At 41.7% G+C, this 16,493-nt stretch carries 17 protein-coding genes; 10 read left to right on the forward strand and 7 right to left on the reverse strand.

The window, feature by feature from the left end; translation table 11 throughout:
* Positions 1–16: 16 nt before the first annotated feature.
* Positions 17–868, reverse strand: coding sequence for a ParB/RepB/Spo0J family partition protein (locus tag AFM12_RS11800; protein WP_055148438.1), 852 nt, complete (start codon positions 866–868; stop codon positions 17–19).
* A gap of 1 nt (position 869) precedes the next feature.
* On the reverse strand, positions 870–1,706 hold the full coding sequence (locus tag AFM12_RS11805) for a ParA family protein (protein ID WP_055148440.1): 837 nt from the start codon (positions 1,704–1,706) through the stop codon (positions 870–872).
* Between the two features lie 198 nt (positions 1,707–1,904).
* Here AFM12_RS11805 and AFM12_RS11810 point away from each other — a divergent pair, with 198 nt between their 5' ends.
* The gene (locus AFM12_RS11810) at positions 1,905–2,330 is read left to right on the forward strand and encodes a hypothetical protein (protein WP_055148442.1); all 426 of its coding nucleotides are present in this window, start codon (positions 1,905–1,907) and stop codon (positions 2,328–2,330) included.
* 67 nt (positions 2,331–2,397) lie between these two features.
* Here AFM12_RS11810 and AFM12_RS11815 read toward each other — a convergent pair whose 3' ends face one another.
* Complete coding sequence (locus AFM12_RS11815) at positions 2,398–3,309, reverse strand: alpha/beta hydrolase fold domain-containing protein (protein ID WP_055148443.1); 912 nt, start codon at positions 3,307–3,309, stop codon at positions 2,398–2,400.
* A 252-nt stretch (positions 3,310–3,561) separates the two neighbouring features.
* On the opposite strand from AFM12_RS11815, the gene AFM12_RS11820 reads away from it, so the two are divergent.
* Together AFM12_RS11820 and AFM12_RS11825 are read left to right on the forward strand one after the other, a co-directional pair.
* Complete coding sequence (locus tag AFM12_RS11820; RefSeq protein ID WP_055148445.1) at positions 3,562–4,500, forward strand: DUF8428 domain-containing protein; 939 nt, start codon at positions 3,562–3,564, stop codon at positions 4,498–4,500.
* 121 nt (positions 4,501–4,621) lie between these two features.
* On the forward strand, positions 4,622–5,719 hold the full coding sequence (locus tag AFM12_RS11825) for a hypothetical protein (RefSeq protein WP_055148447.1): 1,098 nt from the start codon (positions 4,622–4,624) through the stop codon (positions 5,717–5,719).
* On the opposite strand, the gene AFM12_RS11830 is transcribed toward AFM12_RS11825, so the two are convergent.
* Both AFM12_RS11830 and AFM12_RS11835 read right to left on the reverse strand, forming a co-directional pair.
* The gene (locus AFM12_RS11830) at positions 5,716–6,132 is read right to left on the reverse strand and encodes a response regulator (protein WP_055148449.1); all 417 of its coding nucleotides are present in this window, start codon (positions 6,130–6,132) and stop codon (positions 5,716–5,718) included. The two genes, AFM12_RS11825 and AFM12_RS11830, sit on opposite strands and share 4 nt — an antisense overlap.
* Before the next feature lie 19 nt (positions 6,133–6,151).
* Positions 6,152–7,513 carry an ATP-binding protein gene (locus AFM12_RS11835; protein ID WP_055148451.1) on the reverse strand — a complete coding sequence of 454 codons (1,362 nt, stop codon included), beginning with the start codon at positions 7,511–7,513 and terminating at the stop codon, positions 6,152–6,154.
* A gap of 213 nt (positions 7,514–7,726) precedes the next feature.
* On the opposite strand from AFM12_RS11835, the gene rpoN reads away from it, so the two are divergent.
* From rpoN to AFM12_RS11855, 4 genes are read left to right on the forward strand one after another with little or no spacing between them, the layout of a single operon-like run.
* Positions 7,727–9,055: an RNA polymerase factor sigma-54 gene (gene rpoN, locus AFM12_RS11840; protein ID WP_055148453.1), complete on the forward strand. Its 1,329-nt coding sequence runs from the start codon at positions 7,727–7,729 to the stop codon at positions 9,053–9,055.
* Positions 9,056–9,058: 3 nt separating this feature from the next.
* Positions 9,059–10,444: a sigma-54-dependent transcriptional regulator gene (locus tag AFM12_RS11845; RefSeq protein ID WP_055148455.1), complete on the forward strand. Its 1,386-nt coding sequence runs from the start codon at positions 9,059–9,061 to the stop codon at positions 10,442–10,444.
* The gene (locus tag AFM12_RS11850) at positions 10,444–11,175 is read left to right on the forward strand and encodes a sensor histidine kinase (protein ID WP_055148457.1); all 732 of its coding nucleotides are present in this window, start codon (positions 10,444–10,446) and stop codon (positions 11,173–11,175) included. The genes AFM12_RS11845 and AFM12_RS11850 overlap by 1 nt, the downstream gene beginning before the upstream one ends.
* Positions 11,175–12,617, forward strand: coding sequence for a hybrid sensor histidine kinase/response regulator (locus AFM12_RS11855; protein WP_055148459.1), 1,443 nt, complete (start codon positions 11,175–11,177; stop codon positions 12,615–12,617). The genes AFM12_RS11850 and AFM12_RS11855 overlap by 1 nt, the downstream gene beginning before the upstream one ends.
* 170 nt (positions 12,618–12,787) lie before the next feature.
* Here the strand turns inward: AFM12_RS11855 and AFM12_RS11860 are convergent, their stop codons facing one another.
* Positions 12,788–13,243, reverse strand: coding sequence for a GyrI-like domain-containing protein (locus AFM12_RS11860; RefSeq protein ID WP_055148461.1), 456 nt, complete (start codon positions 13,241–13,243; stop codon positions 12,788–12,790).
* A 123-nt stretch (positions 13,244–13,366) separates the two neighbouring features.
* Positions 13,367–13,951, reverse strand: coding sequence for a HupE/UreJ family protein (locus AFM12_RS11865; protein ID WP_055148463.1), 585 nt, complete (start codon positions 13,949–13,951; stop codon positions 13,367–13,369).
* A 71-nt stretch (positions 13,952–14,022) separates the two neighbouring features.
* On the opposite strand from AFM12_RS11865, the gene AFM12_RS11870 reads away from it, so the two are divergent.
* Genes AFM12_RS11870 through AFM12_RS11880 form a run of 3 tightly spaced genes read left to right on the forward strand, consistent with a single transcriptional unit; the run spans position 14,023 to position 16,489 of the window.
* Positions 14,023–15,138: an alkane 1-monooxygenase gene (locus tag AFM12_RS11870; protein WP_055148465.1), complete on the forward strand. Its 1,116-nt coding sequence runs from the start codon at positions 14,023–14,025 to the stop codon at positions 15,136–15,138.
* Between the two features lie 10 nt (positions 15,139–15,148).
* Entirely contained in the window at positions 15,149–15,928 is a 780-nt protein-coding gene (locus tag AFM12_RS11875) for an SDR family oxidoreductase (protein WP_055148467.1), read from the forward strand.
* Positions 15,929–16,489 (forward strand): pentapeptide repeat-containing protein, encoded by a 561-nt coding sequence (locus AFM12_RS11880; RefSeq protein WP_055148469.1) that lies wholly within the window; start codon positions 15,929–15,931, stop codon positions 16,487–16,489.
* Positions 16,490–16,493 lie beyond the last annotated feature (4 nt).

Genomic DNA, 16,493 nt, shown 5'->3' on the forward strand with positions numbered 1-16,493 from the left:
TTCTAAGGACAAGAAATTATTGGTCGAGTCCGAGTTTTTCCAAAAACTCATTCAGTTGGTCTTCACTTTCAAAGGGTACAGAAATATGTCCTTTGTCTACATCGCTTACCTTGATTTTCAGCGGTACTTTTGTTTTTCCGCGAAGTGATATTTCCTCAATACGCATATCCTCACGATAGGTTTCAAGAGGCGAAAAAGTATCGCCAAAAGCATTTTCAGCTTTAACCAGTTCTTCCACCTTACGAGCAGAAAGTCCCTGATTGATGATTTTATGGAAAAGCTCTAATTGAAAAGCTTCGTCTTCCAATGTAATTAGAGGGCGAGCCTGCCCCATTGAGATTTTGCCAAGCGTAATAGCGGATTGGATAACCGCCGGGAGTTGCAATAAACGAAGGTAATTATTGACCGTTGTACGGTTTTTACCAACACGGCTACCAAGTTCATTTTGCTTTAACCCGCAATCGTCAATCATTCGTTGGAAAGAAAGAGCTACCTCAATGGCATTCAGATTTTGACGCTGAATGTTTTCAATCAAGGCCATTTCTAGCGAACGCTGATCGTCCACATTACGAATATAGGCTGGCACCTCATTTAGGCCAGCAAGTTTGGAAGCTCTCAGACGTCTTTCGCCTGAAATAAGCTCGTATTCGCCATCAACTTCACGAACAGTCAGTGGCTGAATAATACCATGAACTTTGATAGATTCAGCCAGTTCTTCGAGAGCTTCTTCATCAAACTCAGTTCTGGGTTGATGAGGATTTGCTTTGATTTTGGAAACCAAAACCTGCTGAACGCCCTCAAAAGAGGCGACCTTTTTGGAAACTACGAGATCGCTGTCGCTCAATAGTGCACTTAATCCTTTCGCCATCTTATGCCGCTATTGTGATTTCCGCCTTAAATTCCGGAAGATTATTACGTCTGAGCATTTCTTTAGCAAGGTCCACGTAGCTGATAGCACCTTTGTTTTCGAGGAATTTGATGTCAAACTCTTCCCCTTTTTCACCGGAGAACATCAATAGAGCAGGTACGCCATAACTTGGAGCCTCGGCCAATTTTACATTGCGGGGCACGATGGTCTCAAAACACTCATCTTTGAAGTAGTTGGTCACATCTTCCACCACCATTTTTGAGAGATTGGTACGACCATCGTACATGGTAAGTACATAACCTTCCATCTCTAAATCCGGGTTAAGACGCTTTTTAATGATTTCTACTGTGTTCTGCAGCTTTGCAATTCCTTCAAGAGCAAAATACTCGCACTGAACCGGAATCAGAACAGAATCTGAAGCCACAATAGAGTTAATTACCATGAGACCCAATGAAGGCGAGCAGTCAATGAAAATGAAATCATAATCACCTTTAATGGGCTCAAGTAATTCTTTTAGTATGTATTCACGAGCAACCTGATTGACTATTTCTAACTCAAAACCAGCCAAATCAATGTGCGACGGTATGACGTCAAGGTTTGGGATCTCTGTTGAAAGAATGCAGTCTTTGATATCTGATTCTCCTACCAGAGCTGAGTAAATATTGTCTTTGTACTCCTTGCTGTCTATCCCAAGACCAGAGCCGGCGTTTGCCTGCGGATCGGTGTCCACGATCAGGATTTTATAGTCAAGAATAGCAAGAGAGGCAGATAGATTGATGGCCGTTGTCGTTTTTCCAACTCCACCTTTCTGATTGACAATAGAAACGATTTTTCCCATAGTTTTTGATTTTGAGGACTACAAATATAGGTCTTTTGCACCCGCCTGAGTATTGAAAATTTAGTTTGTCGATAAGTTTTAAAAATGTGGATAATTTATCCTGTTAAGGATAGGATGATCTTTTAGTTCAATGAAATATTTAAATATTACAAAATAAGGTTAATTTAGTACGCTTATTAACCCTTAACATTTACAATTATGAACACCAAATCGATTGTTGCCGGTCTATTAGCCGGCCTGACTCTTTTTCTACTTGGTTGGCTGATTTACGGCATTCTATTGGCCGATCTGTTTTCCGATATGGGTGGTACTGCCACCGGAGTCGCAAAGACAGATGAAGAAATGATGAGTTCTATTCACTGGCTGGTAATAGGTCAGATGGCCCTTGGTCTACTTCTTTCTTATATTTTCGCTAAATGGGCCAGTATTTCCACCTTCAGTGGCGGTGCCAAGGCGGGTGCTGTCATCGGTGCGTTTGTAGCTATTGGTTGGGACTTTACCATGTTAGGAACTTCAAATGTGACATCGCTCTCATCCACTTTGCTGGATGTTGTCTTGATGATCATTCAAATGGCTCTGGCCGGAGCTGTTGCCGGCTGGTGGCTGGGAAGAGGTGACGCTTAGTCTTTTAAATCGAAAATCCCCGCGGCCAAGGGCTGCGGGGATTGTTACTAAGCTAATCTAACCACTATTATAAGTTCTTCATAAAATCTATAGTTTCTGAAACAATCTCTCCCATTTTGCCATGCATATCATGGTTGGCGTCTGGCAGCAGATAGAATTCAGACTGTACTCTCTTTTTCGTTAGGAGAGATTCAAGTTTCTCTCCTTGCTCTGGTTTAATTAAATTATCATTCCCGCCATAGAAAAGAAGGGTGGTTGAGCACTGCCTGTCTACTGCAAAATAAGGACTGGCTCTTCGGTAAGCGTCCGGATTTTCTTCATATGGTTGTCCTATCAAAAGCTCGGTAAGGTTTCTGTTTTTGTCATCTTTTATACCCTGATTAATGGTTTCATCAGTAAGGTCTGTGGGGGCTGCAATGGCGGTCACAGCTCTTATATTTCTCTTATCATATTTATAAGTATATGACAAAGCCAAATGCCCACCCGAGCTATAACCCCATAGCACAATTTCATCACTAAGATTGAGCACATTTTTGAGGCTGTCATGATGGTCAAAGAACAAGTCAAAATCCATCATCATATCATCAAAAGTTACGCTGTCAATTCCTGCCAGGCGGTGGTTAATATTGAAAATGGTAATATTAAGTTTCTGATTAGCAAAGTGTTGTGCTGCTTCGGCTAAAAAGCTCTTGTCAAGAAGACTCCAGCCCCCACCATGAACAAGGACCACAGAAACTGACTTTTTCTCAGGGTCAAGGCTGTCGACATGAGGTACGTAAACATCATAATTCTGAAACCTGTTTTCGCCATAAGACTGATTGAATTTGACGTCATACCATTGTACAGTTTGGTTAGTCATAAGGTTAACCAAAGGAGTTCTTTTTTTTTGCTGAGAAAAAGGAGAAACGTCAGCAACAAGTTCGCAGGACTGCAGAGCCAGTGAAGCTAAAACAATCCAATAGAGTAATCGTGTTTTCATGATTTTAGCAGTTTGATTTATCTCTTTTTAAGAAAAATATATTCCAATGTTATTGGGCTACTTCCATGAATATTTTTTGCGAAACAAATTCCCCAAAGTTCCCCGAATGGGGCTGTAAGGGCTTTTTTGGGTTGAATTTCCCGTTTTTGCTCATTTGAGAAAATCCTTTCTCAAACAGGCTGCATTCCGGCTGGCGAAAGCTTAGGGAATAAGATTTTCAAGAAGATGGGCAACATCAAAAATTAGTTTATAATGGAAAATTCAAACAAACAGAAAACAGGACTTGCTGCTATTTTTTTGGGAGTAGGTTTTGCGGCTGCGGCCATGGTAGGGATATACCAATATCAAAATGCACAGGAAGCTGAGAAGTCTCTTGCTGCATCAGAAGAAAAAGCCCTCGACTTATCATCTCAGAAAACCGAGCTTGAAGATGAGGTAGCAACACTCTCTGCCGAGCTTGAAGCCAAAATTAAAGAATCTGAGGAAGCTGCAGCGGCCCTAAAAGAAATGGAAGAAAAAAGAGTCGCAAATAACAAGGCTTACTCTTTCAGAGCCAAGCAGGCTCGTGAGAAACTTGAAGCTGAGCAATTGCAGCGTCAAATGGAAATTGATAGTCTGAATGCACAACTGACGGAGTTAACCGCAATAAAAGATCAAATGGCTGAAGACCTGAAAGTAGTACCTATTCTGGAAGCAGAAAATTCAGACCTGAAAGCAGAGGTGCAAGCCTGGGAAATGAAATATGCTAAGCTTGAGGCTGATTTCAATGACTTATCAGATCGTTATCAGAAGCTGATTTATGACGCTCCGGCTGATAACTTCAAAATTGAGGTGACCGACAGAAGAGATAAACTGACCTCAAAAGCTAAGCGAGCTAAGAAAGTTACGGTTTCTTTCCTGATGCCTGAGTTTTTAATGAAAGAAATGAAAGGGAAAGAGACGCTTTATTTGAGCTTGTTTAACGAGAAAATTGAACCTCTTCCAGGTTATATAAACGAAGTAAGCATTAACAGATCAAACGGAACTATTCCTGTGGCCGTACATGCTACGGAAACATATGATCCTAAAAACGGACCCGAGATTGTTAGTTTCGAGGTAGAGCTTTCAGAGGATCTGGAAGAAGGGTTTTACAAAGGAAAAGTCTACTCAGCGAATAATTATTACGGCACCATCGACTTTAGGTTAAGGTAAAAAATAGATACACTTACATGTTCTCAAACAAAAATGCCCGTCGGTCTCCGTCGGGTGTTTTTATTTAATGGTCTTTCTGATTACCTGATTTTATGGTAATTTCAGGAAACTTACCTTAGCTATGAAAAAAATAATTACCCTCTTATTACTGGGTCTTTGTGCTCAGTCCTTTGCCCAGATTAACTGTCCTCCGGGAACATACTTTAATGGTTCCGGTTGTACCAATTGTTTAAAAGGAACATATAATCCTCTTCCTGGTCAGTTCGCATGTATAAATGCTCCCGAAGGGGCTTTTGTGCCTGTGGATAGTGCGGTGGCTTACGAGTTATGCCCTCCGGGAAAATTCAGTTCGGGAACAGGTAATGAAGAGTGCTTTGCCTGCGAACTTGGTAAATATAACCCGTCCTCGGGCCAAAATAGCTGTTTGTCAGCAGATGCCGGATTTTATGTACCCTCTACTGGATCTGTTACCCAGTCGGCCTGCCCGCCTGGCACTTTTCAGCCGGGCACGGGACAATTAAATTGTATAAATGCCACTCCCGGTTTCTACGTTCCAAACTTTGGAAGCACAAGTGCAATTCCGGCACCGGGTGGCGGTTTTGTGAAAGATGACAGTGCGTCTTCTTTTGAATTATGCCCACCGGGCCTTTTCAACGCCATGACCGGGAAAACATCTTGTGATTCCTGCTCAGAGGGTACCTACAATAGCAAATATGGCCAGGTGGAGTGTATTGCTTGTTCGCCCGGGAGTTACAGCGGGGTGAAAGGCTCACAGGAGTGTCTTGAATGTCTATCAGGAACATACGCTACAAACAGTGGAGAAGTGAAGTGCTTTAAGTGTGAAGAGGGGACTTATGCTCCTTCGGCTGGAAGCTGGAACTGCACTGACTGCCAACCGGGAACCTTTAATCCTATTACCGGACAAATTTCGTGTCAGCCATGTGCTGAGGGTTATTTTCAGCCAAATGCGGGTATGAACATTTGTCTGGCATGTGTGGCCTGTGATGATGGTAATCCGGAAACAATTGATCTCTGTGATGCCGTAACGGGCGACTGCATAAGTTTTACCAATGACGTCAAGCTTGAAGTAATGGGCAGTATGTATCTTAAACCTATTCCCAAAGCTCCCGATAATCCTGAAGAGGGGCAGATTTATTTTGATAGTTTCCTCCGAAAAGTTCGTGTCTTTGATGGAGTAAACTGGGTCAATATAAACTAGCTGTTGTCGTCACTCAGTTTAGCGGCTTCAAAATAGAAGCCGGTGATATTTTTGAGCATTTTCACCAGATCATCAAAATTAGATGGTTTAACAAAATAGGCGGCAGCCCCCATCGCGTACGCATTTTTGATTTCAGGTTCAGCCGCAGAAGTGGAAATAATAAGGACCGGGAGGTGTTGCATATTCTTACTGGATTTAATGTATTTCAACATTTCTCTACCGTCAATTTTGGGCATGTTGAGGTCCATCATCAGTATTGAGGGTAGCTGTTGATTTTCAAGTTTCTTTTTTAAAAGCTCTCCATCTTTGACAAACTCATAGGTGTACGATTCGCCAAGATCCTCAAAAGCTGATTCCATCAGAAACTGGTCGTCTTCGTCGTCTTCTGCAATAAGTATTTTATATTCCTGCATTTTCTTTTTTTGAGTTTTCTCAGGCCGGGAAATACAAATGAAATTCAGCTCCTTCATTAACCTCTCCATCGGCATCTATTTCTCCTCCATGGTTTTGCATAATTCTGGAGCAAATGGAAAGACCAATTCCCGTACCCTCTACATCGGATGTTTTCTCTAATCGACCAAAAACAGTGAACATTTTGTATTTGAATTGGCGATCAAAACCTTTGCCGTTATCCTTAACTACGATATGGTGATACATAGAGGGGATATCTCCTTTATACTTTACTTTTCTATAAGCTTTGACACGGATAAAAGAGTTCACATCGTTTCTTCTGAATTTAATGGCATTACCAATGAGATTCTGGAAAAGCTGATAAATCTGTCCTTTATGCCCGGATATTTCAGGTAGTTCTCCAAGGTCTATTTCGATATCTTCCGTCTTGTCTTCAAAACTTTGTAAAACCTCATTAACCACGAGTTGAAGTTTTACATTCTCTTTCTCCGGTTCGTCTGAGAGTAAACGAGAGAGGCTGAGGAGGTCATTAATCAGGTTCGTCATGCGTTCTGACGACGCATCCATCCGCTGTAACAAGTTCAGGCCTTTTTCGTCAAGATTTTCGCTGTGATCGCGGGTGAGTTTGGTTGCAAACATCCTGATTTTTCGCAGTGGTTCCTGCAGGTCATGGGAGGCTACGTAGGCATACTGCTCCAGCTCTTTATTTGACCTGTTGAGATTTTCCACGTTTTCCTGTAGAAGTTCCGTGGCTTCATCCCTTTTTTGTAGTTCACGGCTTACCAGAACAAAAGAATAGCCGAGAAAACCGAGCGTGGCTAACGTAAGAATAAACAGGAGGAAAGGCGTGAACTGTTCTTCAAATTCTTTGAGACGAAGTCTTCTTTTAAGAAGCAGTTTTTCATGTTGATCCACCTTATTAATTAGCTCATAAAAATCGCGGTTAATCTGTTCATTTTTAAAAATGAGCTCATTCTGAACGTATTTATATTTGGCAGAGCTGGTATCATTAATGACTTCCACCAGCAGACTCTGTATTCGGTTATCAACCTGTTCTTCCAGTTTCTCTGCGTAATACTGATGCACCTTATCCTCACGGGTGAGGCGGCTGAACTGCTGCAGCGAGTGTCGCATATAATTTTTCTCTTCCTGAAATTGATAGTAATAGGTAGTGTCTTTGGTGAGCAGGTAGCTCCTTTGCTCGGCAATAGCTGTATTAAAACCTGATTTCAGATTGGATATGGCCAATAACGTTTGGTTCGAGCGGTCAATGATATCCGAGTACTCTTTAAAGGTGCTGAGCCGGTCAAAAGTGAGGACACTAAGAAGCAGCAGTACACTTAAAGAAATTCCGAAAATCAGATTTACGAGTTTTTTGTTCATGATGGTTATGATTGCTCAAGATGGGGAATTTCTTCCCCAAATAGCCACTAGGATTTTGTGGTTGTTTCCCTTGTTTCTTTTTGATGTTTAATTTTTAAATGGATTTAATTGTTTGATAATCAATGGTAAGTAAGCTTTTTTGGTCTCCTTTGATTCAGAAAAGAATGAACTGGACTTTCTTTTGAATACCACCTTTATATAAAATGTTACCGTTTGCCTGCCCAGAAGCTAATACAATCTCAAAAGCAAAACCTGAAGATCACTCCAAGGCAAATTCAATTTCTCAATTTTCTGCAACTAAACGAAATTGAGCTTGAAGAATTGATCAATCAGGAATTGGAGGGAAATCCAATGCTGGAAGAGGAAACCTCGGGCGAAAATTGGAACTTAGAGTATTCTACATTTGGTAATACCGAAAAGAGCTTTTCACTTGTAGAGGTTCAGGAAGACCAATCAAAAGATTTAAGAACAGAGCTGAAAGAGCAGTTGATTTATTTGTCGATTTCGTCCTCACAAAAACGCTTAGCCGAGCTTTTGATTGACTCCGTCGATGAGAGAGGATTTTTGCCCCAAACGGACGAAGAACTCGAGGATGTTTTTTCCTTTATGGAAGGCAAATTTTACAATCTTCAAGAGATAAAAACGGCTCGCAAATCCATTCATCTACTTGAGCCCACAGGTATTGCCACAGAGAATTTGCAACAGTTTTTGCTATTTCAGGCGGATGAAAAAAAACTGCCGCAAAGTGTAATTGAAATCATTGATAAACACTTTCATTTATTGATTGAAAGGGAATTTGAACTTTTAGCCGTAGAACTGGGTATTGAGCTCTCAGAGCTCAGGGAGCTTCTAAATTTCATCTCAAAGTTACGGCCTTATCCATTTTACGGGCAAAGCCAGGAGGCTATTGAGAAAGAACAAATTATCCCTGAATTTAAAGTCGAAATTATTCAAAATGAGCCTGTTGGTGGTTTGCTTAAAGGTAGGAAGCGTAAACTCCAGTTTGTTCCGGTTTTAGAAAGTTCATTGAGTAAACCGCAGGATAAGAAAACCGTTTCGTTTTTAAAGAAGAAAACGGATGATGCCCAATGGTTTCTGGAGGCCCTCAAAGAGCGGGAAAGCACTATGTCTGCCTGTATAGCTACCGTGGTAAAGCTGCAAAAGAACTACTTCAGAACCGGAGAAATTGAAGATTTACGACCGATGGTTTTAAAAGATATTGCCGATCTCACTGGTAGAACATTATCAACCATTTCGAGAATTACAAGTCAGAAACATGTACAAACTGATTTTGGAATTATACCTATGAGAAGTTTATTCTCTGAAGCCATCCAAAAAGCGAATGGTGAATTTATCAGTAACCGAAAAGTACAGGATTTTGTGAGTCAATTTGTCTCGGAAGAAAATAAGAAAGAACCTTTGACTGACGCCGAGATTCAGCGTAAATTAAGTCAGCAAGGAGTAAATGTAACCCGGAGAACGGTTACGAAATACCGTGATTTTTTAAATATTCCTTCATCAAAATACAGAAGAGCCCTATAAATTATGCCTAAAATACTGGTCGTAGACGACGATAAAGACATTTGCCTGCTGATGCACCGTTTTTTAACAAAAAACGGCTACGAGGTAGAAACTGCCATTTCGGGATTGGCGGGTCTCAAAAAATTGGCTGATTACAAGCCTGATTTGCTGCTTTCAGACTTTAAGCTTGGAGATATTGACGGCACCGAGGTGCTGCAAAAGGCTAAAGAGATGATGCCGGATTTGCCCGTCATCATCATTACTGGTTATTCTGATATAAAGGTGGCCATCAATGTGATGAAAATGGGAGCATTTGATTATGTGACCAAACCTCTTTTCCCTGATGAGATATTACTCAATATCCGTAAGGCCCTGAAAACCGGTGAAGATGCTCCGGTTAAGAGCTCATCGGGTAAAACAAGGCCTGTCAAAGCTGAAAAGGAGAATTATATTTTCGGTAACAGCTCCATTTCTAAAAAACTGATGAAACAGGTGAATCTGGTGGCTCCGACGAATTTCAGCGTTATTATCTACGGTGAAAGTGGTGCAGGGAAGGAGGCTATAGCCAAAACCATTCACCAGAAGAGTAAAAGAAAAAACGGGCCTTTTGTAGCTATGGATTGTGGAGCAATATCTAAAGAACTGGCTGGTTCTGAGCTTTTTGGTCATGAAAAGGGCTCATTCACCGGGGCCATTAATCAAAAGATCGGGCATTTTGAACTGGCTGACGGGGGTACTTTATTTCTGGATGAGGTTGCCAATTTATCTTATGATGTACAGGTTTCATTATTGAGAGTTGTACAAGAGCAAAAGCTGAAACGTATCGGAGGCAATAAAGAAATTGATATTGATGTACGTATTCTGGTGGCTAGTAATGAGCGTTTGCCCGAGGCCATTGCTCAGGGTAAATTCCGTGAAGACTTATATCACCGTTTCAACGAGTTTAGTCTTGATGTACCTTCTTTAAAAGAACGTGGGAATGATATTTTTGAGTTTGCTGAGTATTTTCTGGAAGAAACCAATAAGGATTTGGAGAAAGAGGTCAAAGGTTTCTCTGAGGAGGTGCAGCAGCATTTTAAAAAGTACCCATGGCCCGGGAATATTCGGGAGCTCAGAAACGTGGTGAAGCGAGCCACCTTACTCACAGAGGGCGAGTTTATAGAGGAAGGTTCTTTGCCTTTTGAGATTGTTAATCATGAGAAACTCCTGTTTGTAGAAGAGGACAAGGAGCCGGAGGTAAAGGCTGACAGAAGGCTTCACGGCCAGCTGAAATCTGCGGCCTATGAGGCAGAATATGAGATGATCATGGAGGCTTTGAAAAAGGTAAATTTTAGTAAAAGTAAAGCGGCGGAGCTACTGAATATTGATCGTAAGACGCTTTATAATAAGATGAAAAAAATGAACATGTAATGGCAGAGATGATCCCAAATCAGGTGCCTGAGCAGGTAGAAGCACTACAAAAAGAGTTTGACGAGTTTATTTACCTTGCTTCACACGACCTTAAAGAGCCGGCCCGAAAAATTGTAACTTTTGGCGACAGACTTACCAAAAGCCTTAGCAACAAACTTTCTGCAGAAGAGCAGGAGTATTTCAGTAGAATGATGGATGCGGCCAGAAGGCAACAAGCCATGATAGACGACCTGCTTCGGCTTTCAAGAATCAATACCACTGACTTCAAAAAAGAGAAGATTATACTTCCTGAGCTGGTGGATGAGCTGATTATCAGTCCCAAAACCGACTTTAGGTATGAGGTTCCTGAGGTAGTTTACGGTGATCGCCGACAGCTAATGTATGCTCTACAGGAGTTAATACGTAATGCAGAAAAATTTTCTCCTGAGAAGCCGGTTTTGCGATTAATGAGCAAATCTATTTTTTCCACTGTTATTGGGTCAAAAGGCCTAAATTCTTCCAGAAACTATGCCTACCTGATCTTAAGCGATAACGGCATAGGCGTTCCGGTAGAGCATGAAGAAGACATTTTCAGACCTTTTTATCGAATCAACGGTCGCGGGGAATTCCCTGGGTCGGGTATGGGCTTGTCTATTACAAAGGCCATCTTTGATAAAATGGGCGGTGCTGTTTGGGCTGAAAAAACTGAGGAAAATGGTGCTTCCTTTCATATTCTTTTACCTTCTACCTGATGGCCTCAAAAATCAATATTTTATTGGTAGAAGATGATGAGGATGACCACTTTATCACCAAAACACTTTTGGCGGAAACTGATAATCTTGATTACAGACTTGATTGGGCAAAGTCTTACGAGCAGGGTCTGGCTCAGATACGAACTCGTTCGCATGACATTTATCTTTTCGATTATTTGCTCGGCAAAGACTCTGGGCTGGGTTTGCTTAAATCACTTCGAGGGATCAGCTCTGATACTCCGGCGATAATGCTGACCGGCAAGGGAGACAATAAGGTGGATCAGGAGGCGATTCTTCTTGGGGCGTCTGACTATCTGGAGAAGTCCTCGCTCAATGCTGATACGCTGGAACGAAGCATTCGGTATGCCCTTAAACATGCTGAAACGCTACAAGCGTTACGAAAAAGTGAGGTGAAATACCGTACGGTGATTGAGCACTCCAAAGAGATCATTTTTATTGCGAATGAAGATTTGAACATTGTTCACATCAGTCGCTCTGCCGAAGATTATCTGGGCTATTCAAGAAGTGAAATTTACGAAATGCAAAGCCAGTTTTTGTTTGAAGACCCGCTGGAGCTGGTCAAACTGCAGGACGAGGTAGCCGAGCTGGGGAGTATTGAAGACTTCAAACTGACGGTCAAATCTAAAAGTGGAGAAAGAAAACAAGGACTTCTCTCCGCTGTTCTTGAGCCTGAAGAAGACGGCCGTTTTTTTATTCATGGTATTTTTAGTGATCAAACACAACGTATAAGGGCCGAGAAAGCCATGCTTCAATCTCAAAAACTACAATCTACCGCCCGATTGATGCAGGTGCTGGCCCATGAAGTCAGAAATCCGCTTATGAATATCAATCTCAGTCTCGGTAGCCTCTCAGGTGGGGTGAGTGAAGAAGATGCTCCGCTGCTGGAGATTGTTCAGCGAAACGCCCGAAGAATCGACGAACTTATCAATGAGGTGCTTCATGTGGCTTCTGAAAAAGAGGCCAAAAAGGAATTGACAGACCTTTGTGACGTGATTGACAAAACATTGGAACAGGTCAATGACCGGGCAATGATGCAGAAGGTGCAGATCTTTACCGAAATCACTGATTGTCCTAAACTACTGATGAATGCTGAACAGGTGAGCACGGCTTTTGTCAATATTATGGTCAATGCCATTGAGGCCCTGGAAGGAGTTGAAAATCCTGAAATTCATTTGAATACCTATTCTGAAAATGAGCGGGTGATGATAAAAATTCGTGATAACGGAATAGGAATGGATGAAGAACTGCAGTCAAAGCTTTTTGAACCTTTCTATACAGCTAAAACCAACGGAGTTGGGTTGGGGCTGGCTTCCACTTTGGGTATTCTGAAAGCTCATGAGGCTGAGATAAGTGTAAGCTCATCGCCTGGTGAGGGTTCAGAGTTTACTGTGGTGTTTTTTGTACCTTCTCATGTCAAATAAAGGCTTACTGTCCAAGTGTTTCCACACCTTTTTACCCGGAATATCTTTTTTACCCAAGAAGATAAACAAACAACACAAATGATGGATTTTGATATGGCTTTTACCCTTATGACCTGGTTAGTACTGGGTGGATTTGTCTTTGGCTCAGAAGTGATTATGAGCTCAGATGATTACTCTGAAACCGAGAGATAAATCTCCACTTCGGGCTCCTGTCCCTCCTTGGCTTCAGAGAATTTATACAAATCAAAATCGGCGTGATAGGCTCTTTTGAGACTTTTGTCCGCCCAGATTTCTTCCCATTTATTTAAAACAGATTCCGGCATTTTGCCACTGGCGTCAAAGGTTTGGTAACTATCGGCGTCTATTTCTAAATAGGCCAGATTCTGATCAGCAGTGGGCTCGCTCACCGCATAACCTAGAAAACAGGTATAATCTCCACGATAGTCAGACTCATACTCCGTGTACACACAATACATATCAGCATTGACTTTATGTTCAATTTTTGAGGCAAAACCTTCAGAAAAGAAGCGTTGCCATAAGCTGCCAATTTCCGTTTTGGCCGAGCCGTCAAAGTTATTGCATCTTACTTTTAGGCCAGCCAGCTGAATTTTGGGTAGTTGTTTCATCTTTTTTGTCGGTAATGAATCCGTGTAAATTTCTCAAAAAAAGGTTGAAGCTGTCGCCGAGTTATTTAGCAATGAGTGAACGCCCCCCGCCGAAAGCCCGTCGCTCAAAGCTAAAGACCCAATTCACCCAATAATCAACATTAACGACATCCCAAACACGATACCCGATAAAATAAAATTCCAGCTCTTCTTCTTGATTTTGAGTAGTTCCACCATACTGAAATTCACTATCAAGACTAAAAAGACAATCAGGATTTGCCCCAGCTCCAGCCCCAGATTAAACGAGAAAAGAGGTAAAGTAATACTGCCCTCGCTGCCTAGCAGGCTCTTGAGGTAATTTGAAAATCCCAGCCCGTGAATCAGCCCGAAAAAAGAGGCCAGCACATAACGAACCCAGCGTTTATTCTTCGGTTTCTTGTAGATGCTTCGTGGGAATTTATAAAAGAAATTTGCCACACAGGTGAGGAGTATGGTAATCGGGATTATAAATTCAATAAGGTCGGAATCAACAGAGATAATTTCCAGACTCGACAAAGCCAACGTAACTGAGTGCCCTAGTGTAAAAGCGGTTACCAGAATTAAAACCTCTTTCCATTTAAAAATGCTGTAAACAGCACAGAGAGCAATAATAAAAAGGATGTGATCAAAGCCGTTTAGGTCAGTTATGTGTAAGTAGCCTAATTTTAGATAGGTGATGAATTCTGACATTTAGGATGATAAAGGTTAGGTGACTAAATTTACAGACAATACAATGAGCGACCAAACTATATTTGGTGAATATGAGCTACTGGAAAAAAATTGGCTTTTTAGCATCCTTCTCTATTCCTTTTCTTATTCTGTCAGGTTTTTATGTGCCAGAGCAGCCGATCACTTTTTTGTCAGCTCCATACGCTTATCTCGTCATTCCTGTCATTGATTATTTGCTGGGCAAAGACCGCAATAATGTAATCAAAGAAAATTTTGAGGAGCTTGTTAATGAACGCTATTTTGATATTCTGGTGTATGCTCATGTCTATATTCAGTATTTTTTACTGGGCTGGGGGCTGTATGTTTTGTCAAGCTATGATTTAAGTAATCATCAGATTATCGGACTCATTGTTAGTCAGGGAATTTACAGCGGTACCATTATTAATGTGGCTCATGAGCTGGGCCATAGAAAAAGTAAGTGGGCACAGTGGCATGCCAGAGTGGCTTTAGTTTCGGTGTGGTATCATCATTTTACTATAGAGCATAACAGGGGGCATCATGTACGGGTAGCTACTCCTGAAGACCCTGCCACTTCAAGGTATAATGAAACGCTTTATCATTTCTGGTGGCGATCTATCACTGGTAGTTTCCGATCTGCCTGGCAAATTCAGACCGGTTTATTGCAAAAAGAGGGGAAAGCCGTTTGGTCATTCAAAAACTCAATGCTGATAGGTTTTCTGGCCACACCCATACTTTTTACCGTTGCACTTTTGCTGGTCAATTATTTTTCGGGGAGTATAGTCCATGGCCAATTTCAGTTTTTGTTCATTCAGGCACTAGTGGCAATTTTATTGCTTGAGGCTGTGAATTATATTGAACATTACGGAATGCTCCGCCAAAAACTGGCGAATGGGAGGTATGAGAAAGTAAATCCGCTTCACAGCTGGAATGCCAATCATTTTTTCAGCAATCTTATTCTTTTCAATTTGCAACGACATTCAGACCATCATGCCTATGCCAGCAGGCCATATCAGGTTTTACGGCATTTTGATGAAAGTCCTCAAATGCCTTTTGGCTACCCGCTGATGATCATTATGAGCCTTTTTCCTCCACTTTGGTTTAAGGTGATGAATCAAAAGCTGGAGAAGTGGAAAGAGGGGGCGGCAGATGCAGATTTTATTCAATCGGTGGTGAGGGGCTACGCTTAAGACAAAAAACATGAATTTAAATTTAATTGGAAAAAGGGCACTGGTATGTGGCAGTACAGCCGGTATTGGATGGGCTTCTGCGATAGAACTTGCCTTACTGGGGGCAGAGGTTTGCCTAATCGCCCGCAATGAAGAAAAACTAAAACAGAGGTTGACAGAGCTACCGGCTGAGTCAGGTCAAAACCATCATTATTTGGTTGCTGATTTTTCAAAAACAGACGAGGTAAGAGCTGCTTTGAAAACTTCAAAAGGAGATTATCATATTCTGGTCAATAATACCGGTGGGCCAGCTGGTGGGCAGATTATTGATGAATCGGCCGAGAAGTTTCAAAAGACCTTTGAGCAGCATTTGGTGGTCAATCAATTACTCACTCAGCATATAGTTCCTTTTATGAAGGCTGAGCGTTTTGGTCGGATTGTCAATGTGATCTCTGTTTCGGTGAAACAGCCTATTATAGGTCTTGGAGTGAGCAATACTATCCGCTGGGCTGTAGCTTCCTGGGCTAAAACCCTCTCAAAAGAGCTTTCCCATTCAGGTATCACGGTAAATAATATTTTACCGGGTTTTACCATGACCAGTCGGCTGGAGCAGGTGATCAAACAACGAGCTGATCGTGAAGGGAAGTCTACCGGCGAAATTGAAAAGGAAATTCTGGCGTCAATTCCTTCGGGGAAATTCGCGGATGCAGAGGAGGTCGGAGCCGCAGTTGCTTATCTTTGCAGTCCGGTGGCTGCATCGGTAAATGGTATCAACCTGCCTGTAGATGGTGGATTAAGTGCAAGTTTATAAATGATAGAAGGCGAAGTTTTCAAGAAAATAGATTTTACCTCTCAAAAACTCAAAATAGACTCCTACGAGGCTTGTCGATTTGAGGGCTGCAATTTAGAAGGAGCACATCTCTCAGGTATCAAATTTATCGAATGTGAGTTTGTGGATTGTAACCTCACCAATGCTCACCTAAAGACCACGACATTGAATGAAGTGGTGTTCTCTGATTGCAAAATGATGGGTATCCTTTTCGGCGATATCAATCCTTTCCTGTTGGATGTTACTTTCAATACTTGTCAGCTCAGTTTATGTTCTTTTTATGGCCTAAACCTAAAAAATACGGCCTTTACCGACTGTAATCTCAAGGACGCGGATTTTACAGATACTGATCTGACCAACTGTCTTTTTGAACGCTGTGATCTAAACGGAGCACATTTTGAAAGATCAAACCTACAGAAAGCCGACTTGCGGACTGCCGAGAATTACACCATTGATCCGGAGAATAATAAACTCAAAGGTGTTCTCATCTCATTGGACGGAGCACGCGGCCTTTTGAGTAAGTATGGGGTGAAAATTAGCTAAACCT

The sequence above is a fragment of the Jiulongibacter sediminis genome (genome assembly GCF_001306455.1).
Lineage (GTDB): Bacteria > Bacteroidota > Bacteroidia > Cytophagales > Spirosomataceae > Jiulongibacter > Jiulongibacter sediminis.